16 protein-coding genes and 1 pseudogene are annotated in these 19,245 nt (G+C 69.3%); 8 read left to right on the forward strand and 9 right to left on the reverse strand.

The window, feature by feature from the left end; all coding sequences use genetic code 11:
- The first annotated feature begins 31 nt into the window (after positions 1-31).
- Positions 32-3,613, forward strand: a complete 3,582-nt coding sequence (gene cobN / locus H4W30_RS31595) for a cobaltochelatase subunit CobN (RefSeq protein ID WP_192746111.1) — start codon at positions 32-34, stop codon at positions 3,611-3,613.
- Positions 3,614-3,815: 202 nt separating this feature from the next.
- On the opposite strand, the gene H4W30_RS31600 is transcribed toward cobN, so the two are convergent.
- Complete coding sequence (locus H4W30_RS31600; protein WP_192746112.1) at positions 3,816-4,904, reverse strand: dihydrofolate reductase family protein; 1,089 nt, start codon at positions 4,902-4,904, stop codon at positions 3,816-3,818.
- 1,369 nt (positions 4,905-6,273) lie between these two features.
- Here H4W30_RS31600 and H4W30_RS44850 point away from each other — a divergent pair.
- Together H4W30_RS44850 and H4W30_RS44855 are read left to right on the forward strand one after the other, a co-directional pair.
- A pseudogene (locus H4W30_RS44850) lies at positions 6,274-6,771 on the forward strand (ATP-binding cassette domain-containing protein); the annotation flags it as partial.
- A 570-nt stretch (positions 6,772-7,341) separates the two neighbouring features.
- Positions 7,342-7,839: an ATP-binding cassette domain-containing protein gene (locus H4W30_RS44855; protein WP_455423577.1), complete on the forward strand. Its 498-nt coding sequence runs from the start codon at positions 7,342-7,344 to the stop codon at positions 7,837-7,839.
- 52 nt (positions 7,840-7,891) lie between these two features.
- On the opposite strand, the gene paaE is transcribed toward H4W30_RS44855, so the two are convergent.
- Genes paaE through paaZ form a run of 6 tightly spaced genes read right to left on the reverse strand, consistent with a single transcriptional unit; the run spans position 7,892 to position 13,555 of the window.
- On the reverse strand, positions 7,892-8,962 hold the full coding sequence (gene paaE / locus H4W30_RS31610) for a 1,2-phenylacetyl-CoA epoxidase subunit PaaE (protein WP_192746114.1): 1,071 nt from the start codon (positions 8,960-8,962) through the stop codon (positions 7,892-7,894).
- Positions 8,962-9,450 carry a 1,2-phenylacetyl-CoA epoxidase subunit PaaD gene (paaD, locus tag H4W30_RS31615; protein ID WP_005168083.1) on the reverse strand — a complete coding sequence of 163 codons (489 nt, stop codon included), beginning with the start codon at positions 9,448-9,450 and terminating at the stop codon, positions 8,962-8,964. The genes paaE and paaD overlap by 1 nt, the downstream gene beginning before the upstream one ends.
- A complete protein-coding gene (gene paaC / locus H4W30_RS31620) occupies positions 9,444-10,301 on the reverse strand; it encodes a 1,2-phenylacetyl-CoA epoxidase subunit PaaC (protein ID WP_192746115.1) in 858 nt (285 codons plus the stop codon). The genes paaD and paaC overlap by 7 nt, the downstream gene beginning before the upstream one ends.
- A 1-nt stretch (position 10,302) precedes the next feature.
- Positions 10,303-10,587, reverse strand: a complete 285-nt coding sequence (gene paaB / locus H4W30_RS31625; protein WP_007034026.1) for a 1,2-phenylacetyl-CoA epoxidase subunit PaaB — start codon at positions 10,585-10,587, stop codon at positions 10,303-10,305.
- Positions 10,584-11,528, reverse strand: a complete 945-nt coding sequence (gene paaA / locus H4W30_RS31630; protein ID WP_192746116.1) for a 1,2-phenylacetyl-CoA epoxidase subunit PaaA — start codon at positions 11,526-11,528, stop codon at positions 10,584-10,586. Before paaA ends, paaB begins: the two co-directional genes overlap by 4 nt.
- On the reverse strand, positions 11,525-13,555 hold the full coding sequence (paaZ, locus tag H4W30_RS31635) for a phenylacetic acid degradation bifunctional protein PaaZ (protein ID WP_192746117.1): 2,031 nt from the start codon (positions 13,553-13,555) through the stop codon (positions 11,525-11,527). The genes paaA and paaZ overlap by 4 nt, the downstream gene beginning before the upstream one ends.
- 203 nt (positions 13,556-13,758) lie before the next feature.
- Here paaZ and paaI point away from each other — a divergent pair, with 203 nt between their 5' ends.
- The 3 genes from paaI to H4W30_RS31650 are packed head-to-tail and all read left to right on the forward strand — an operon-like array spanning position 13,759 to position 16,021.
- The gene (paaI, locus tag H4W30_RS31640; RefSeq protein WP_185927413.1) at positions 13,759-14,148 is read left to right on the forward strand and encodes a hydroxyphenylacetyl-CoA thioesterase PaaI; all 390 of its coding nucleotides are present in this window, start codon (positions 13,759-13,761) and stop codon (positions 14,146-14,148) included.
- Positions 14,145-15,431, forward strand: a complete 1,287-nt coding sequence (gene paaK / locus H4W30_RS31645; RefSeq protein ID WP_192746118.1) for a phenylacetate--CoA ligase PaaK — start codon at positions 14,145-14,147, stop codon at positions 15,429-15,431. Before paaI ends, paaK begins: the two co-directional genes overlap by 4 nt.
- Entirely contained in the window at positions 15,428-16,021 is a 594-nt protein-coding gene (locus H4W30_RS31650) for a TetR/AcrR family transcriptional regulator (RefSeq protein ID WP_126737382.1), read from the forward strand. The genes paaK and H4W30_RS31650 overlap by 4 nt, the downstream gene beginning before the upstream one ends.
- Positions 16,022-16,032: 11 nt before the next feature.
- Here H4W30_RS31650 and H4W30_RS31655 read toward each other — a convergent pair whose 3' ends face one another.
- On the reverse strand, positions 16,033-16,299 hold the full coding sequence (locus H4W30_RS31655) for a hypothetical protein (RefSeq protein WP_126737381.1): 267 nt from the start codon (positions 16,297-16,299) through the stop codon (positions 16,033-16,035).
- Positions 16,300-16,424: 125 nt separating this feature from the next.
- Between H4W30_RS31655 and H4W30_RS31660 the strand changes: the two genes are divergently transcribed.
- Positions 16,425-17,090, forward strand: coding sequence for a TetR/AcrR family transcriptional regulator (locus H4W30_RS31660; RefSeq protein ID WP_192746119.1), 666 nt, complete (start codon positions 16,425-16,427; stop codon positions 17,088-17,090).
- Here H4W30_RS31660 and H4W30_RS31665 read toward each other — a convergent pair.
- On the reverse strand, positions 17,017-18,045 hold the full coding sequence (locus H4W30_RS31665; protein WP_192746120.1) for an AraC family transcriptional regulator: 1,029 nt from the start codon (positions 18,043-18,045) through the stop codon (positions 17,017-17,019). The two genes, H4W30_RS31660 and H4W30_RS31665, sit on opposite strands and share 74 nt — an antisense overlap.
- Before the next feature lie 78 nt (positions 18,046-18,123).
- On the opposite strand from H4W30_RS31665, the gene H4W30_RS31670 reads away from it, so the two are divergent.
- Positions 18,124-19,239 carry a winged helix DNA-binding domain-containing protein gene (locus H4W30_RS31670; RefSeq protein WP_192746121.1) on the forward strand — a complete coding sequence of 372 codons (1,116 nt, stop codon included), beginning with the start codon at positions 18,124-18,126 and terminating at the stop codon, positions 19,237-19,239.
- The last annotated feature ends 6 nt before the right edge of the window (positions 19,240-19,245 follow it).

The raw sequence follows: 19,245 nt of genomic DNA on the forward strand, positions 1-19,245 counted from the left end.
CGGGGCGCGGACACCCCGAGTGAGGAACGCTGTGATCCTGCTTCTGTCCACTTCGGACACCGACCTGCTCAGCGCCCGTTCCAGCGAGGCCGATTACCGGCTGGCGAATCCGGCCCGGCTCGACCTGGCCGAGCTGCCCGCCCTGCTCGAGGGCGCCCCGATCGTCGTCGTCCGGATCCTCGGCTCCGAACGCAGCTGGCAGGAGGGACTCGACACGGTCCGCGCGAGCGGCGCGCACGTGGTCGTCCTCGGGGGTGAACAGACGCCGGACGCGCAGCTCATGAAGCTCTCGACGGTCCCGGCGGGCACGGCGGCGGAGGCGCACGCGTACCTCGCGCAGGGCGGGCCGGAGAACCTCACCCAGCTGCACCGCTTCCTGAGCGACACGCTCCTTCTGACGGGTGACGGCTTCGAGCCGCCCGCCGTGCAACCGCTGTGGGGTGTCCTGGAGCGCGAGCCGAAGTCCACCGAGGGTCCGGTCATCGCGATCCTCTACTACCGGGCGCATCACCTGTCCGGCAACACCGAGTTCGTCCACGCGCTGTCCGACGCCGTCGAGACCGCCGGGGGCCGCGCGCTCCCGATCCACTGCGCGTCCCTGCGCACCCGCGAGCCGGAGATGATGGCCGAGCTGGCCAAGGCAGACGCGCTCCTGGTCACCGTGCTGGCCGCCGGCGGCACGCGGCCGTCCGAGGTCGGCGCGGGCGGCGACGACGAGGCGTGGGACGTCGCCGAGATGGCCGCGCTCGACATCCCGATCCTCCAGGCGCTGTGTCTCACCAGCGACCGCGAGACCTGGTCGGCCAACGACGACGGCCTCTCCCCGCTCGACGCGGGCAACCAGATGGCCGTCCCCGAGTTCGACGGCCGGCTCATCACCGTCCCGTTCTCGTTCAAGGAGATCGACGACGACGGCCTCCCCAAATACGTGCCGGACGCCGAACGCGCGTCCCGCGTCGCGAAGATCGCGCTCGCGCACGCCCGGCTGCGCCACACTCCCCCGCCGGAACGCCGTATCGCGCTGATGCTGTCCGCGTACCCGACGAAGCACTCCCGCGTCGGCAACGCCGTGGGCCTCGACACGCCCGCGTCCGCGATCGAACTGCTGCGCCGCATGCGCGACCAGGGCTACGACCTGGGCGAGAACCCGTTCCCCGGCGTGGAGCCCACCGGTACCGACCAGCCCGACGGGGACGCGCTGATCCACGCGCTCATCGCCGCGGGCGGGCAGGACCCGGAGTGGCTCACCGAGGAACAGCTGTCCGGCAACCCGATCCGTGTGCCCGCCGACAAGTACCGCCAGTGGTTCGCCGAGCTGCCCGCGGAGCTGCGCGAGGGCATGGAGGAACACTGGGGCCCCGCGCCCGGCGAGCTCTACGTCGACAACGGCGACATCGTCCTGGCGTCCCTGCAATCGGGCAACGTCATCCTGATGATCCAGCCGCCGCGCGGCTTCGGCGAGAACCCGGTGGCGATCTACCACAACCCGGACCTCCCGCCGAGCCACCACTACCTGGCCGCGTACCGCTGGCTGGAGGAGGAGTTCGGCGCGCACGCCGTCGTCCACCTCGGCAAACACGGTTCGCTGGAATGGCTTCCCGGCAAGACCGCCGGTCTCTCCGACTCGTGCGCGCCGGACGCCGTCCTCGGCAACCTGCCGCTGATCTACCCGTTCCTGATCAACGACCCGGGTGAGGGCGCGCAGGCGAAACGGCGCGCGCACGCCACGATCGTCGACCACCTGATCCCGCCGATGGCCCGCGCCGAGAGCTACGGCGACATGGCCCGCCTGGAGCAGCTTCTCGACGAGCACGCCAACATCGCCGCGATGGACCCGGCGAAGCTGCCCGCGGTCCGCGCCCAGATCTGGACGCTCATCCAGGCCGCCAAACTGGACCACGACCTCGGTGTCGAGGAACGCCCGCACGACGCGGAGTTCGACGACTTCCTGCTGCACATCGACGGCTGGCTGTGCGAGGTCAAGGACGCCCAGATCCGCGACGGCCTGCACATCCTCGGCGCCGCGCCGGTGGGTGAGGCGCGGATCAACCTCGTGCTCGCCATGCTGCGCGCCCAGCAGATGTGGGGCGGCAAGCAGGGCGCGGTCCCCGGGCTGCGGTCCGCGTTGGGGCTCAAGGAGAACAGCGACGCCCCACTGTCCGAAGTGGACGCCATCGAGCAGACGGCCCGCTCGCTCGTCGAGGCGATGGAGGCCAGGGACTGGTCCCCCGACGCCGTCGCCGAGGTCGTCGCGGAGGTGCCGGAACACCAGGAGGTCGCCCGCGTGCTGACCTTCGCCGCCACCGAGATCGTGCCGCGGCTGGCGGGCACCGGCGCCGAGATCGACGCCGTGCTCCACGCGCTCGACGGCGGCTACATCCCGGCCGGGCCCAGCGGTTCCCCCTTGCGCGGCCTGATCAACGTGCTGCCGACCGGTCGTAACTTCTACACCGTCGACCCGAAGGCCATCCCGAGCCGTCTCGCCTGGGAGACCGGGCAGGCGCTCGCGGACTCGCTTCTCCGCCGCTACAAGGAGGACACGGGTGACTGGCCGCGTTCGGTCGGCCTCTCGGTCTGGGGCACGTCGGCGATGCGCACGTCGGGTGACGACGCGGCGGAAGTCCTCGCCCTGCTGGGTGTCCAGCCGATCTGGGACGAGGCGTCGCGGCGGGTCACCGGTATCGAGGCGATCCCGCTCGCCGAACTCGGCCGCCCCCGGATCGACGTCACCGTGCGGATCAGCGGGTTCTTCCGCGACGCCTTCCCGCACGTGATCACCCTTCTGGACGACGCCGTCCGCCTGGTGGCAAACCTCGACGAGCCGGACGAGCAGAACTTCGTGCGCGCCCACACCCGCGCGGATCTGGCCGCGCACGGCGACGAACGCCGGGCCACCACGAGGATCTTCGGCTCCAAGCCCGGCGCGTACGGCGCGGGGCTGCTGCCGCTGATGGATTCCGGGAACTGGCGCGACGACAAGGATCTCGCGGAGGTCTACGCGGTCTGGGGCGGGTTCGCCTACGGCCGCGACCTCGACGGCAGGCCGGCGCGCGAGGACATGGAGAACTCGTACAAGCGGATCGTGGTCGCGGCCAAGAACACCGACACCCGTGAACACGACATCGCCGACTCCGACGACTATTTCCAGTACCACGGCGGGATGATCGCGACGGTCCGCGCGCTGACTGGCACCGCGCCCGCGTCCTACGTCGGCGACAGCACCACCCCCGACGCGGTCCGCACGCGGACGCTCGGCGAGGAGACCGCGCGCGTCTTCCGCGCCCGCGTGGTCAACCCGCGCTGGCTGGCGGCGATGCGCAAGCACGGTTACAAGGGCGCTTTCGAGCTGGCGGCGACCGTCGACTACCTGTTCGGTTTCGACGCCACCGCGGGCGTGGTCGGCGACTGGATGTACGAGAAGCTCACCGAGTCCTACGTGCTCGACGAGGTCAACCAGGAGTTCCTGCGCCAGGCCAACCCGTGGGCGCTTCGCGGCATCATCGAACGGCTGAACGAGGCGGCCGACCGGGGGCTTTGGGCGGAGCCGGACGCCGATCTTTTGGCTCAGCTGCGCGAGGTCTACTTATCGCTGGAGGGGGATCTCGAATCCTGACATCACCCGCTGGAGCAGCCCCGTGGCACTCCCGGCGGTACCACTGTCATATGCGCAGAACTTAGCGTGACAAGGGCGGTGGGACGTCAATGATCGGGAGGACAGCGATGATCAAGCGTCTGTTGAAGGTCGTGCTTCGCCACGGTTGCTGCTCGGCGTGCACCGGTCTGGGCTGCGGCTGCTGCGACGCCTGCAAGTAGTTTCAGAGGTGGACACCCCGGATATGGGTGTTCGCGCGGCGGACGTCGGCGGCGAGGGCGGGTACCTCGACCACCCGGCGTCCGGCCGTCTCCAACGTCTCGGCGCCGACGCAGTCGACGAACACCGACGGCTCGCGCCAGGCGAAAACGACGCGCGGGATGCCGGCGTCGAGGATGAGCTGGGTGCAGCTTCGCGGATGTGACGTCCGCGAGCTGCACGGCTCCAGTGACGTGTACATCGTCGCCCCCGCCAGCCTCGGATCTCCGGGTGCGAGCTTGGCGAGGGCGGCTTCTTCGGCGTGGTTGGCGGGATCGCCGTCGCCCGAGAAACCGGTGGAGATCACTTCGCCGTCGGCGGCGACGATCACCGCTCCGACGCGGAAGGTGCGCGGCGGGCAGTTCTCGGCGAGCGCGATGGCCTCGCGCAGATGCCGAATGTCCACATCGGACGGTTCGGGAGTCGCGTGGTACTCCAGGACGGCGATGTCGCCCAGCCTCGTGCTTTCGACCAGGGTCAGCCCACGCGGGAAGGCGCCAGGGCCGACGAAGCGCGGCGCGCGCGGATCGCCGACGAAGAACGGCGCGACGGCCAGGTGCAGTTCGTCGACCAGACCCTCGGTGAGAAACTGGGTGTGGATCGCGCCGCCGCCTTCGACCATCAGCCGCCGGACGCCGCGCGCGTAGAGATCCGCCAGCATTTCGCTTAGGCCGGCCAGTTCGACGATGGTCGCCTTCACTCCCGTGACGACGCCGGGCGGCGCGTAGACCAGCTTCTCGGCTTCACCGACGGTGAAGAACTGTGCCGCCGGATCGAGTGACCCGCTCCGCGTGAGGGTGACCTTGACCGGTTGCTCCGGGCGTCCTTCCGCGACCCTTTTCGCGACGAGCTCCGGTGAGCGGACCAGCAACCGCGGATCGTCCGCGCGCACCGTGTTCGCGCCGACGAGGATCGCGTCCGACGCCGCGCGCAGCCCGTCCACCCTGGCCCAGTCCTCGTCGTTGGACAGCACCAGCCGGGTTTCGCTCGCGTCGTCGAGGTAGCCGTCGAGCGAGACCGCGGCGGAGAGCAGGACATGAGGGCGTTCGATCACGACTGTCAGTATGCCCCCGCCGGTCACGGGTCACCGAGGCTGCAGGGTGGGGCTTGTGGCTGGTCCTTCGTTGCCGGAAATCGGCAAGGGGTGGCGGGGCGTCCCGGTGTCGCGTCGGCGTGTCTGTGCCGGATTCGGCGACGGGGTCCGGGGCGTGGGCCGTTGTCAGGTGATCGGGGGCGACACCTGGGCTGTCGCCGGAAATCGGCGACGGTTGCCTACGGGTCCCGGGAACTACCCGAAGCTGCGCGGCCGAGACCGACACCGGTGCTGTTGCCGGAAATCGGCGACGCCGCCTACGGGTCCGGGGAGCGACCCGAAACCACGTGACCAAGACCGACACCGGTGCAGTTGCCGAAATCCGGCGACGGCCGCCCGCCGGTCCCGGGAACATCCCGAAGCCGCGAGGCCGAGACCGACACCTGTGCTGTTGCCGGAAATCGGCGACGCCGCCTACGGGTCCGGGGAGCGACCCGAAACCACGTGACCAAGACCCACACCTGGGCTGTCGCCGGAAATCGGCGACGGCCGCCCGCCGGTCCCGGGAACATCCCGAAGCCGCGAGGCCCAGACCGACACCCGTGCTGTTGCCGAAATCCGGCGACAGCCGCCCACCGGTCCCAGGGAACGACCCGAAGCCGCGCGGCCGAGACCGACACCGGTGCTGTCGCCGAAATCCGGCGACGCCGCCCACCGGTCCCAGGGAACGACCCGAAGCCACGTGACCCAGACCGACACCGGTGCAGTTGCTGGAATTCGACGACAGCCGCCCACCGGTCCCAGGGAACGACCCGAAACCACCTGACCAAGACCGACACCTAGGCAGTCGCCGAAATCCGGCAACAGCCGCCCGCGTATCCCGGGGAACGACCCCAAACCACGCGACCAAGACCGGACACCCGTACTGTTGCCGAAATCCGGCGACAGCCACCCACCAGTCCCAGGGAACCTCCCGAAGCCGCGTGACCGGCGCCTGTGCCATCGCCGAAATCCGGCAACCACCAGCCACGGAGCACCACCGGCAGCGCAACAACGGTCGACACACTGGCGACCATTACCGAAATCCGACAGTGCAGGGGCAGCGTTCAAGAAAACCTGTCTGCGCACTGCCAGGCGCCAAGCACACGGCCGCCATTGCCGAATATCGACGACCAGCTTCGCACAGCCGTCGCTTCGGCCTCCTCACCGACCCGCTGTCAGACCGGCACCGGTACCGTCCGACGGCCGGTCCTCCCGAGTTCGACCTGGCTCGCGAAAACCGCAGACCCCCCGAAAATCGATCGCCACGCGCCAACCCTCGGGCTACCCTGTCGCGGTGATCTTCTGAGACGAACCTGCGCCCTCATCCACCTCCTTCGCAGGGAGTCTCATGTCTTCTTCCTTGACGCTTTCCGACGTCACCTTCACCTGGCCCGACGGCTCCCCGGTGTTCGAGCGCCTTTCGCTCACCATCGGCGCCGGCCGCACCGGCCTGGTCGGCACCAACGGATCCGGCAAGTCCACGCTGCTCAGGCTGCTCGCCGGCGAGCTGCGGGCCACCACGGGTTCCATCACCGCACCGGGTGAGCTCGGCTACCTGCCGCAGAATCTCGTCCTGGACACCGGCCGCCGCGTCGACGACGTCCTCGGTGTCACCGCGATCCGCGCGGCGATCCGGGCCGTCGAGAGCGGTTACGCCACCGAAGAGCATTTCGCCACCATCGGCGACAACTGGGACGTCGAGGAACGCAGCCACGCGATCCTCGACCGGCTCGGCCTGGGCGCCATCCGGCTGGACCAGCGGGCGGGCGAGCTGTCCGGTGGCGAACTCACCCTGCTCGGGCTGGCCGCCCTGTTGCTGCGCCGTCCCGCCGCGCTGCTGCTCGACGAGCCCACGAACAACCTCGACCTGCGGGCCCGTGAGCTCGTGCACCGTGAGGTGGCGGGCTGGGGCGGGATCCTCGTGGTCGTCTCGCACGATCGCGAGCTGCTCGGGCTGGTCGACCGGATCGCCGAGGTCCGCGACCGCGAGGTCACGCTGTACGGCGGGAACCTCGCGGACTACGAACACGCCGTCGAGGTCGCGCAGGAGGCGGCACGGCGGCACCTACGGGCGGCCGAGTCGGACGTCAAACGGCAGAAACGGGAGCTGGTCGAGGCCGGGATCAAACTCGCCCGGCGGGCCCGCTACGGCCAGCAGATGTGGGACCGGAAACGCGAACCCAAGGTGCGGATGCGCAAACGTCAGGAGGACGCGCAGATCGCCGCGGGCAAGTACCGGAACCTCCACGCCGACCGGCTGGAAGACGCCGTTGAGGCGATGAAGGCCGCCGAGGAACTGGTGCGGGAGGACGCCGAGATCCGGGTCGAACTGCCGGAGACGACGGTCCCGCGCGGTACGGACGTGCTCCGGATCGACGCCGTGCCCCGCTTCGGCCCGGCGGTGGACCTGCACGTCATGGGCCCCGAGCGGATCGCGCTCGTCGGCCCGAACGGTTCGGGCAAGACCACCCTGCTCCGCACGATCACCGGCGAGATCCCGCCGGAGTCGGGCGAGGTGGGGTTGTTCGTGCCCGCCAGGCTGCTCCCCCAGCGGCTCGACGTTCTCGACGAGTCGCTGTCCATTGTGGACAACGTGCGGCTGGTCGCGCCGTCGCTCACGGACAACGAGATCCGCGCGAGGCTGGCGCGGTTCCTCTTCCGGGGCAAGGCGGCCGACCGCGAGGTGGCGTCGCTGTCCGGCGGGGAACGATTCCGCGCCACGCTGGCGACGTTGCTGCTGACCGAGCCCACACCCCGGCTATTGCTGCTCGACGAGCCGACGAACAACCTCGACCTGGCGAGCGTGCGACGGCTCACCGAAGCGTTGCTGGCCTACCGGGGAACGCTGATCGTGGCGAGCCACGATCGCCCGTTCCTCGCCGACATCGGCATCACAAGGCAATTAGTCCTCTGAATGCGGTACTTGCGCGTGCAAGTACCGCATTCAGAGGACGAAACGCGGGTGGTCAGGCGTCGAAGTCCACGGTGACGGCATCGGAGACGGGCACCGACTGGCAGGTGAGCACGAAACCGGCGTCGACCTCGGCCTTCTCCAGGGCGAAGTTGCGCCGCATGTCCACCTTGCCGTCGCAGATCTTCGCCCGGCAGGTGCCGCACACCCCGCCCTTGCAGGCGAACGGCAGATCCGGACGGTACTTCTGCGCGCCGTCGAGCAGCGACGAACCACGTGGCAGCGTCATCGTCGTCGACCGGCCGTCGAGCACCAGCGTGACCTCGCTGGACGCACCGACGACGGCCGGATCGACGTGACGCACCGGCTCCGGCGGAGTGTCCACATAGAACAGTTCCTGGTGGACACGCTCGTCGGGAACGTCCAGGGACCGCAGCAGTTCCTGCGCGCCGGTCACCATCTCGAACGGCCCGCACAGCCACCAATGCGCGACGTCCTCGACCGGGATCAGCACGGTGCACAGGCGCCGCAGCTTCTCGACATCGAGCCGTCCGGTGAACAGTTCGGCCTCGCGCGGCTCACGCGACAGGACGTGGACGAGTTCGAGCCGAGCGGGGTAACGGTCCTTGAGGTCCGCGAGGTCGTCGGCGAACATGACCGTGTCCGTGCGGCGGTTGCCGTAGAGCACGGTCACCGTCGCGTCCGAGTCGCTGAGCAGCGAAGACGCGATCGACAGCACCGGCGTGATCCCGGATCCGGCCGCGATCAGCACGTGATGCCCGGCGGCTTCGAGATCGGGGCTGAAGTTGCCGGTCGGCGGCGCGACCTCGATCTCGTCGCCGGGTTTCACGTCGCGCACGAGCCACGACGAGAACAGCCCGCCCGGCACTTCGCGGACGCCGACCCGCGGCGCCGCACCGGCGGGCGCGCAGATCGAGTATGAACGGCGCTCGTCGCGGCCGTCGATCTCCCGGCGAAGCGTCAACGACTGTCCCGGCTTGAACCGGAAGGTGTCCGCGAGGTCTTCGGGCACATCGAAGGTCACCGCGACGGCGTCGTCGCACAACCGCTGGACGTCGGACACCTTGAGGGTGTGGAAACCCGTGCGGCGCAGGGTCGCTGTCACTAGATCTCCTTGACGTGTTCGAACGGCTCGAGGCAGAACCGGCAGCGGCGCAGGGCCTTGCACGCCGTCGCGCTGAACCGGGACTGCTCCTCGGTGTCCGCGGAACCGCAGTGCGGGCAGCGGACCGACGACACCGGCGGGCTCAGCGTGAGCGGGATCGGGCCGGTCCGCCGCGGCGCGGCCCCCGGCGGCGCGATGCCGGCCTCGGCCAGTTTCCGTTTGCCGTCCTCGGTGATCCAGTCGGTGGACCACGCCGGCTGAAGCACCGTGCGGACCTCGACGTCGCCGTACCCCGCGCCGGTCAGCGCGTGCACGAGGTCGTCGCGCATGGTGTCCATCGCCGGACAACCGGTGTATGTCGGGGTGATCGCGACGACCACCCGGCCGTCCTCTTCGGACACTTCACGCAGCACGCCGAGATCGGCGAGGGTGAGCATCGGCAGTTCCGGATCGGTGACCGTGGCCGCCACGGCGTACGCGGTCACCATGTCGCGTCCGGATGTTCCCTGGCGACACTCTGCAGGGTCGCCAGCAGGAAGCCCATCCGCTCGGTGTGCACCCCGTCGCGGCCCATCCGGCCCGAAACCCCGGCGATGGCGCCGATTTCGGGACGCTTCAGCTTCGCGACGGCCAGCACCTGGTCCAGGATCGCGTCGAACTCCGGCCGCAGCGACGGCGACTCCACGAACTCCACCTCGTGCGCTGCGAAAAGCTCGTCCACGTACGGCCAGACCGCGTCGAGGCCTTCCTGCATCCGCAAGTGGGACAGCTCGGTGCCGTCGCCGAGGCGCACGGCCCACTGGGCGGCGTAGTCGCGGTGGTACGCGACCTCCTTGACACCCTTGTCCGCGATGGCCGCCAGCACGGGGTCCACAGAGGACTGCAGACGCTGCAACAAAGCGAGCCGCCAGATCGAGAACACCAGCAGCCGCGCGATCAGATGCCCGAAATGCCCGCCATCGAGTTCGGCGAGGCGGACGTTGCGGTACTCCTGCTCGCCGCGGAAGTAGGCGTACGAGTCCTCGGTGCGGTCGCTGCCGTCGGCCTTGCCCGCGCGGGCCAGCAGCAGCCGGGCCTGCCCGAGCAGGTCGAGCGCGATGTTCGCGATCGCCACCTCGTCCTCGAGTTCGGGCGCGTTCGTGCACCATTCCTGCAGCCGGTGCGAGAAGATCAGCGCGTCGTCGCCGAGCATCAGGCAGTAGGCCGCCAGCCGCGCACCGTCCACACCGGACGGAACCGTGGTGTCCACACCGGACAGCGGATCCTCGAACCCGGTGCCGAAGGCCCAGCGGGAGTCGTTCTCCTCGGTGATCGCCTCATAGGCGTTGTCGAAGCTCATGTCACATGTGGGGAACGTTGTCGGGGATTTCGTAGAACGTCGGGTGCCGGTACACCTTGTCGCCACTGGGCGCGAAGAACGGGTCCTTCTCGTCCGGTGAGGACGCGGTGATGTCCGAAGCCCGCACGACCCAGATCGACACGCCCTCGTTGCGGCGCGTGTACAGATCCCGCGCGTGGTGCAGCGCCATGTCGTCGTCCGCCGCGTGCAGCGAACCCACGTGCACATGGTTCAGCCCGCGCTTGCCCCGGACGAACACCTCGTACAACGGCCAGTCGTGTTTCATGCCGAGGCACCTTTCTTCGCGGCGTGCGCGGCGGCGGCTTCCCGCACCCACGCGCCGTCCTCCTGGGCCCGCCGCCGGTGCGCGATGCGCTGGGCGTTGCAGGGGCCGTTGCCCTTCAACACGTTCTTGAACTCGTCCCAGTCGACGGCGCCGAAGTCGTAGTGCCCGCGTTCGGCGTTCCACTTCAGCTCCGGGTCCGGAAAGGTGACGCCCAGCGCCTCGGCCTGCGGAATGGACATGTCGACAAAGCGCTGGCGCAGTTCGTCGTTGGTGTGCCGTTTGACCTTCCACGCCATCGACTGCGCGGTGTTCGGCGAATCCGCGTCCGGCGGGCCGAACATCATCAGCGACGGCCACCACCAGCGGTTCACCGCCTCCTGCACCATCTCGCGCTGCTTCTCGGTGCCGCGCATCATGGTCATCAGCAGCTCGTAACCCTGCCGCTGGTGGAAGGACTCTTCCTTGCAGATGCGGATCATGGCCCGCGCGTACGGCCCGTACGAGCTGCGGCACAAGGGAACCTGGTTGCAGATCGCCGCGCCGTCCACCAGCCAGCCGATCACGCCGACGTCGGCGAAGGTCAGCGTCGGGTAGTTGAAGATCGACGAGTACTTCTGCTTGCCGTTGATCAGCTTGTCGGTCAGATCCGCGCGGTCGGCGCCGAGCGTGGCGGCCGCGGAGTACAGGTACAGCCCGTGCCCGGCCTCGTCCTGCACCTTGGCGAGCAGGATCGCCTTACGACGCAAGGAAGGCGCGCGGGTGATCCAGTTGCCCTCGGGCTGCATGCCGATGATCTCCGAATGCGCGTGCTGCGCGATCTGGCGGATCATCGTCTTGCGGTAGCCCTCGGGCACCCAGTCGCGCGGCTCGATGCGCTGATCGCGCTCGATGGTGGCCTCGAAATGCCGTTCGAGGTCTTCCTCAGGCAGAGTTGCCGTCATGACTGCTCCTTGGCGACGAGGGTCAGCACGTCGTACTTGGCGACCGAGTCGCCGTCGGCGTTGGTGACGTCGGCGTCCCAGCGGACCTCGCCGTACTCCTGGTCGATCCGCGGGGTGATCTGCTTGGCGGTCAAGGTCACGGTCAGCGAGTCGCCGACCTTGACCGGGGTGAGGAACCGCAGGTTCTCCAGGCCGTAGTTGGCCAGCACCGGGCCGGGCTCCGGCGAGACGAACAGGCCCGCCGCGAAGGACACCACGAGATACCCGTGCGCCACGATCCCGCCGAACAGCGGGTTCGCCGCCGCGGCCTCAGGATCAGTGTGGGCGTAGAAGGTGTCGCCGGTGAACTCGGCGAAGTGGTCGACGTCCTCCTGAGTGACGGTGCGCGGACCGGCGACCACGGAGTCGCCGATCTTCAGCTCCGCCAAGGACTTGCGGAACGGGTGGACGTCGCCTTCGGTACGCGGCGCACCCGCGACCCAGCGGCCGGTGACCGTGCTCAGGGCGGCGGGCGAACCCTGGACCGCCGTGCGCTGCATGTGGTGCAGCACGCCGCGGACGCCGCCCATCTCCTCGCCGCCGCCGGCGCGGCCGGGCCCGCCGTGCACCAGCTGCGGCATCGGCGAACCGTGACCGGTGGACTCCTTGGCGTCTTCGGCGTCGAGCACCAGCAGACGGCCGTGGTACGGCGCGACGCCGAGGACGACCTCGCGCACGAACTCCTTGTCGGCGGAAACGACGGAACCCACGAGGCTGCCGCCGCCGCGCGCGGCGAGCTCGATGACCTGTTCGGCGGAGGTGTACGGCAGCAGCGTCGACACCGGGCCGAACGCCTCGACCTCGTGCGGCTCGGACCGCTCCGGGTCGGCCTTCAGCAGTACGGGTGAGATGAACGCGCCGCGTTCGGCGTCCGCGCCGACGACCTCGACCTGCTCCGGGTCGCCGAAGACGACCGTGCCGACGTCCAGGAGCGCCTTGAGCGACCGCCGGACCTCCTCACGCTGCTCCAGGCTGGCCAGGGCGCCCATGCGGACCCCTTCGGCGGTGGGGTTGCCGACGGTGGTCTTCGCCAGGCGCGCGCTCGCGGCCTCGGCGACGTCGTCCAGCAGGTCGGCGGGGACGAAGGCGCGGCGGATGGCGGTGCACTTCTGGCCGGCCTTGACCGTCATCTCGGTGGTCAGCTGCTTGACGAAGAGGTCGAACTCGGTGGTGCCGGGTTTGGCGTCCGGGCCGAGGATCGACAGGTTCAGGGAGTCGGCCTCGGCGTTGAACCGGACGGAGTTGCGCACGATCGCCGGGTGCGCGCGCAGCTTCTGCGCGGTCGACGCGGAACCGGTGAAGGAGACGAGGTCCTGCGCGGTGACGTGGTCGAGCAGGTCGCCGACGCTGCCCGCGACGAACTGGAGCGTGCCCTCGGGCAGGATGCCGGATTCGATGATGATCTCGACCAGCCGAGCGGTGAGGTACGCGGTCTGGCTGGCGGGCTTGATCAGGCTCGGCACGCCGGCGAGGAACGCGGGCGCGAACTTTTCCAGCGGACCCCAGACGGGGAAGTTGAACGCGTTGATCTGGACGGCGACCCCGCGCAGCGGGACGGCGATGTGCTGGGCGACGAAGGTGCCGCCCTTGCTCAGCGGCTCGACGTTGCCGTCGACGTAGACGGTGTCGTTCGGCAGTTCGCGCTTGCCCTTGCTGGAGTAGGCGAACAGGACGCCGATGCCGCCGTCGATGTCGACCATCGAGTCGGTCTTGGTGGCGCCGGTGCGCGCCGAGAGCGCGTACAGCTCCTCGCGGTGTTCGCGCAGGTGGGAGGCCAGCGCCTTGAGCAGCGCGGCGCGCTGGTGGAAGGTCAGCTCACGCAGCGCGGGGCCGCCGACGCGGCGCCCGTAATCCAGCGCGGCGGCGAAGTCGATGCCCTCGGACGAGACCCGGGCGACCTCTTCGCCGGTCGAGGCGTCGTGCAGCGGTACTCCGTCGTTTTCCGCCGTGTGCCATCCGCCGGAGACGTAGCTGCGCAGCAATGCCATGGGGCGACCCTTCATGGTGGGATTAACAGACCGTCCGTTCAGTAATTCACTGTAGCTCCTGACCGGGGTCTTGCAAACCCCCCGACGGCGGTGGACCCTTGACATCTGCCCGAACGCGCGCCTTTACTTGCGGCACCCTTTAGCAACCGTCCATTCGGTCAGTAACTAGGTGGTAAGGCTTGACTGGCAACGCCGCGCACACGATGTTCGCCGACGACCAGGCGTCGAAGGCGCTGGGCATCGAGCTGGTCGAGGCCGCCGAAGGGCACGCCGTCGCCACCATGCGGATCACCGAAACGATGGTCAACGGCCACGACATCGCCCACGGCGGCTACGTCTTCCTGCTGGCCGACACGACCTTCGCCTGCGCCTGCAACAGCCATGGGCCGGTGACGGTCGCGTCCGGCGCGGAGATCTCGTTCGTCGCGGCGGGCAAACTCGGCGACCACCTCATCGCCACCGCCACCGAGCGGACCCGCTACGGCCGCAACGGCATCTACGACGTCACCGTGCACCGGGAGACCCCCGACGGGCCGGAGGTCGTCGCCGAATTCCGCGGCCGCAGCCGCACCATCCAGAAAGCATCACGATGAGCGCCTTCAGTGACGAAGCCGAGAACCTGACCATCGACGAGCTCCAGGCGCTGCAACTGAAGCGCCTCCAGTGGACGCTGCGGCACGCGTACGACAACGTGCCGTTCTACAAGCGGAAGTTCGACGAGTCAGGCGTTCACCCGGACGACTGCAAGGCACTGGAAGATCTGGCGAAGTTCCCCTTCACCACCAAACAGGATCTGCGTGACAACTACCCGTTCGGCATGTTCGCCGTGCCGGAAGCGCAGGTCAGCCGCATCCACGCGTCCAGCGGGACCACCGGGAAACCGACCGTCGTCGGCTACACGTCCGAAGACATCGACACCTGGGCGACGGTGATGGCGCGCTCGATCCGCGCCGCGGGCGGGCGGCCGGGCGACAAGGTCCACGTCGCCTACGGCTACGGCCTGTTCACCGGCGGCCTCGGCGCGCACTACGGCGCCGAAAAGCTCGGCTGCACGGTGATCCCGGCGTCCGGCGGCATGACCGCGCGGCAGGTGCAGATCATCACCGATTTCAAGCCCGAGATCATCATGGTCACGCCGTCGTACATGCTCACGCTGCTCGACGAGTTCGAGCGGCAGGGCATCGACCCGCAGACCAGCTCGCTCAAGGTCGGCATCTTCGGCGCCGAACCGTGGACCGAGCAGATGCGCGCGGAGATCGAGGAGCGCGTCGGCATCGACGCGGTCGACATCTACGGCCTGTCCGAGGTGATGGGCCCCGGCGTCGCGCAGGAATGCGTCGAGACCAAGGACGGGCTGCACATCTGGGAGGACCACTTCTTCCCCGAGGTGATCGACCCGTTCACCGAGAAGCCCACCGACGCCGAGGGTGAGCTGCTGTTCACCTCGCTCACCAAACAGGCGCTGCCGATCATCCGGTACCGCACGCGCGACCTGACCCGCCTGCTGCCGGGCACCGCGCGGCCGGCGTACCGGCGGATGGAGAAGGTGACCGGGCGCAGCGATGACATGATCATCCTGCGTGGCGTCAACGTCTTCCCCACGCAGATCGAGGAAGTCGTGCTGGTGACCCCCGCGCTCGCGCCGCATTTCCAGCTGATCCGGTCGACGAAGGGCCGGATGGACCACCTGACGGTGCGGGTCGAAGCGCGTCCGGACGCGTCCACCGAGCAGCGCGCCGAGGCCGCCGCCCGGCTGATCGCCGGCGTCAAGGACGGGGTCGGCGTGAGCGTCGGCGTCGAGGTCGTCGACCCGGACACGCTGGAACGCTCGCTGGGCAAGATGCGCCGCGTCCTCGACGAACGGGACCGCGGTTGAGCACCCCCGCCCGCCGGGGACGCCCCGGCTACGACCTCGAGTCGCTGCTACAGGTCGCGGTCAAGCTGTTCAACGAACGCGGCTACGACGGCACCAGCATGGAGGACCTCTCCCGCAAGCTCGGCATCACGAAATCCGCGATCTACCACCACGTGCCGAGCAAGGAGGAGCTGCTGCGGCTCGCCGTCGACCGCGCGCTGAACGGCCTGTTCGCCGTCGCCGCCGAGACGGAATCCTTCGAGGGCAAGGCGATCGAGAAGCTGGAGCATCTGGTGCGGGGCAGTGTCCTCGTGCTGGTCGAGCAGCTGCCGTTCGTGACCCTGCTGCTGCGGGTGCGCGGCAACACCAAGATCGAACGGGCGGCGCTGGCGCGGCGGCGCGAATTCGACCGGCTCGTCACGGAACTGGTGAAACAGGCCGAAACCGAGGGCGACGTGCGGCCCGACATCGATCCCGCGGTCACCGCGCGGCTGCTGTACGGCATGGTGAACTCGCTGATCGAGTGGTACCGGCCGCGCCGTGGTTCGGCGGGGACGGAACTGGCGGACGCGGTGTGCAAGATCGCCTTCGACGGCCTGCGGACCCAGTAGCCCTAGCTCGGCTACTCCCCCGCGGCCTTGGGCGGCCGTCGCGCCTGCCAGATCAGCGCGTCGCGCAACTGCTGGATGAGCTGTTCGTCGTCGGCCTCCGACGGATCGACCCCGAGCGGGATCCAGCGTTCGCCGACCTCGGCGCCGTTCTCGAAGCTGGTGATCACGATCCCCGCGTACGAGACGCATTCGTCCTGGACGCGGACGTCACGATGCTGCAGCCGCACACTGACCCACCGTCCGGTACGGCGAACCGGATCGCGTTCGGCACTGGCCATTCGTCCCTACCCATGACACCCGGTCCCCCCGCCCCGAACGTCGCCGTGCGGGCCTCTGGGGTTACCGGCGGGTTGTTCCGAATGAGTAACGGCAGGCGGTCACGTGAAACGGTTACGCTCGGCCCATGAGCACCGATCCGGAGACCCGGCGGCGCCGCCTCGAACCGGCCGCCCGGCGCGCCGAGATCCTGACCGCGGCCCGGCGGCTGTTCGGCGCGGGCACCTACGCCTCGGTTTCGACCTCGGACATCGCGAAGGCCGCCGGGGTGGCCAGACCGCTGATCAACCACTACTTCGGCGGCAAACGCGAGCTGTACCTGGAAGTCGTCCGGCAGATGATGATCGTCCCGGCGCCGGTGATCGAGAACCTGCCCGACACGAGCGCCGAAGAGCGGCTCGCGATCAGCGTCCAGCACTGGATCGAGGTCGTCGAGCGCAACGAGCAGGCGTGGCTGACCGCGATCGGCTCCGAGGCGGTCGGTCGCGACCCCGAGATCGAGCGGATCATGCTGGAGGCCGACGAGATCGCCGCCGATCGGGTGCTCGCGGCCGCGTTGATGAGCGAGGTCACCGAGGGTCGCGAAGAGCTTCGCGCGATGATCCGTTCGTACGGCGGGATGCTGCGCGCGGCGTCACGCGAATGGCTGATCCGCGGCACGCTGGGCCGGGACGAGCTCCGGGTCTTCCTCACCGACTCGATCCTGCACCTGCTGCGCGTCACCTACCCGGCCGTGCTCGCAACGCGTTCCGCCGGGCGTAAGCCGCCGGCGTCATCCCCTTCCAGCGTTTGAAGGCGTAGATGAAGCTCGACGCTTCGGCGTATCCCAGCCGCAGCGCGACGTCCTCCACGCTGAGCGCGCCGGTGTCGAGCATTTCCTCCGCCAAGGCCTGACGGACCTCGTCGAGCAGCGTGCGGTAGCCGGTCCCGGCTTCGAACAGCCGCCGTCGCAGCGTGCGCGGGCTGAGCGCGAGCTGCCGCGCGACCTCGTCCATCCCGGCGTCGACGCCGCCGAGCCGCACCAGCCGTTCGCGGACCTGCTGCGCGATCCCGGAGCGCGCCCGTTTCCTCGAGACCAGCAGATCGCATTGCGCGGCGCAGACCGCGACCGTCTGATCGTTGGCCTGCGGCAACGGTTTGTCGAGGAAGAGCGGATCCAGGGTGGCGAGATGCGACGGCGCGGAAAACGACGGAGTCAGCCCGAAGGTCCGCGTGTATTCGTCCACTGTGGAGGGACACTCGTGCCGGAACGCCAGGGAACGCAAGGAGATGTCCGGCAGGATGTCACGCATCACGGTGTGGATGGCGCCAAGGTCGCGCAGCACCAGGAAGCGGGCGACGTCGCCCGGCACGCGGCTGTCGTCCATGGCCAGCGCGAGCCGCCCCGCCTCGACGGTCACGTGCGGGATGCAGAAGGTGAAACTCAGGTCGAGATAGCGCAGGGCGAAGCGCATCGCGTCCCCCAGCGTCGGGCTGCTGATGCACGCGAAGCCGAAGATGCCGAACGCGCTGACCCGGTACCGCCTGCTCAGCCGCAGCGCGACGTCGTCCCCGCCGCCGAGCCCGCGGACCAGCGCCCGGACCACCGCGAGCTCCTGCCGCGCGTCGACCTGACCGTCCACGGGGGCGTGCTCGTAGGACTCCAACCCGGTGACGCCGTTCTCGGCGGCGAAGCGGGCCATGAGCACGATGCTCGCCGTGCCGCGCGGGTAGTCCCAGTCCCGGATCACCGGCGGCGGTAGTTCCATGGCCGGGATTATGGATCCCGGCAACGTTCGGCGCATTGAGGACCGTAACTGTCCTTGATCCCGATTAGGGTGAGCGGCATGTCCGACACGTTGAGCAGGCGCGCGCTGAACCGCGCCATGCTGGACCGGCAGCTGCTGCTCCGGCGTTCGAAGATGACCGCGCTCGAAGCGGTCGAACATCTGGCCGGGTTGCAGGCGCAGGCGCCGAACCCGCCGTACTTCGCGCTGTGGACGCGGCTGCACGGGTTCCGCCAGGAAGAGCTGGCGAACCTCCTGCTCGACAAGAGTGTCGTGCGGATCGCGCTCATGCGCGGCACGGTGCACCTGGTCACGCCTTCGGACGCACTCGCGTGGCGCCCCATCGTCCAACCGCTCTACGACCGCTCGGTGCTCGGCAACACCCAGCACGGCCCGGACATCAAGGGCCTCGACCACCAGGAGATCGCCCGCACAGCCCGCAAACTGCTCGGCGAGCGGCCGCTTTCCTCGGCCAGCCTCGGCGCCGAACTCGCGAAGCACTGGGAGGGCGTGGCGCCGTCGTCGCTGGTGCACGTCGCGCGGGCGCTGCTGCCGCTCGTGCAAATCCCGCCGCGCGGCGTGTGGGGCAAGTCCGGGCAGCCGACGTATCAGACCACCGGGGACTGGCTGGGCGCCGAGCCGGACGCCGCGCCGTCGCCGGAAGCGATGTTCCTGCGCTATCTGGCCGCCTTCGGGCCCGCCAGTGTGCAGGACGCGCAGGCGTGGGCCGGCATCACGAAGCTCGGCGAGGTCGCCGAGCGGTTGCGGCCGCGACTGCGAACGTTCCGTGACGAGAACGGACGCGAACTCTTCGACCTGCCCGAAGCCCCGCGCCCCGATCCGGACACCCCCGCGCCCGCCCGGCTGCTGGGCCCGTTCGACCAGACCGTCCTGTCCTACGCCGACCGCACCCGGGTGATCAGCGACGAGTACCGCAAGGTCGTCATCACGCAGAACGGCCTGGTCAAGGGCACGATCCTGGTCAGCGGGTTCGTGAAGGGGTTCTGGGAGATCAAGGCCGCGAAGAAGGCGGCGTCGGTGGTGATCACGCCGTTCGAGCGAATCCCGAAACGGGATCTGGACACTCTGGAGAGTTCCGCGTACCGCCTGCTGGCCTGGGCGCACCCGTCGGCCGAAAGTCACTCGGTGGAGGTCGTGGCCGGAAATCTCGATTGAGTGGCC

Origin of the sequence: Amycolatopsis roodepoortensis, from assembly GCF_014873915.1 — a bacterium.
GTDB classification, from domain to species: domain Bacteria; phylum Actinomycetota; class Actinomycetes; order Mycobacteriales; family Pseudonocardiaceae; genus Amycolatopsis; species Amycolatopsis roodepoortensis.

Excerpts from the sequence above, each read along its gene's own strand:
- H4W30_RS44855 (WP_455423577.1), top strand. The coding sequence starts at position 7,342 with ATGGGCCCCGAGCGGATCGCGCTCGTCGGCCCGAACGGTTCGGGCAAG.
- paaD (WP_005168083.1), bottom strand. The coding sequence starts at position 9,450 with ATGGTGACCGCGTACGCCGTGGCGGCCACGGTCACCGATCCGGAACTG.
- paaC (WP_192746115.1), bottom strand. The coding sequence starts at position 10,301 with ATGAGCTTCGACAACGCCTATGAGGCGATCACCGAGGAGAACGACTCC.
- paaB (WP_007034026.1), bottom strand. The coding sequence starts at position 10,587 with ATGAAACACGACTGGCCGTTGTACGAGGTGTTCGTCCGGGGCAAGCGC.
- paaA (WP_192746116.1), bottom strand. The coding sequence starts at position 11,528 with ATGACGGCAACTCTGCCTGAGGAAGACCTCGAACGGCATTTCGAGGCC.
- paaZ (WP_192746117.1), bottom strand. The coding sequence starts at position 13,555 with ATGGCATTGCTGCGCAGCTACGTCTCCGGCGGATGGCACACGGCGGAA.
- paaI (WP_185927413.1), top strand. The coding sequence starts at position 13,759 with ATGTTCGCCGACGACCAGGCGTCGAAGGCGCTGGGCATCGAGCTGGTC.
- paaK (WP_192746118.1), top strand. The coding sequence starts at position 14,145 with ATGAGCGCCTTCAGTGACGAAGCCGAGAACCTGACCATCGACGAGCTC.
- H4W30_RS31655 (WP_126737381.1), bottom strand. The coding sequence starts at position 16,299 with ATGGCCAGTGCCGAACGCGATCCGGTTCGCCGTACCGGACGGTGGGTC.
- H4W30_RS31660 (WP_192746119.1), top strand. The coding sequence starts at position 16,425 with ATGAGCACCGATCCGGAGACCCGGCGGCGCCGCCTCGAACCGGCCGCC.
- H4W30_RS31665 (WP_192746120.1), bottom strand. The coding sequence starts at position 18,045 with ATGGAACTACCGCCGCCGGTGATCCGGGACTGGGACTACCCGCGCGGC.
- H4W30_RS31670 (WP_192746121.1), top strand. The coding sequence starts at position 18,124 with ATGTCCGACACGTTGAGCAGGCGCGCGCTGAACCGCGCCATGCTGGAC.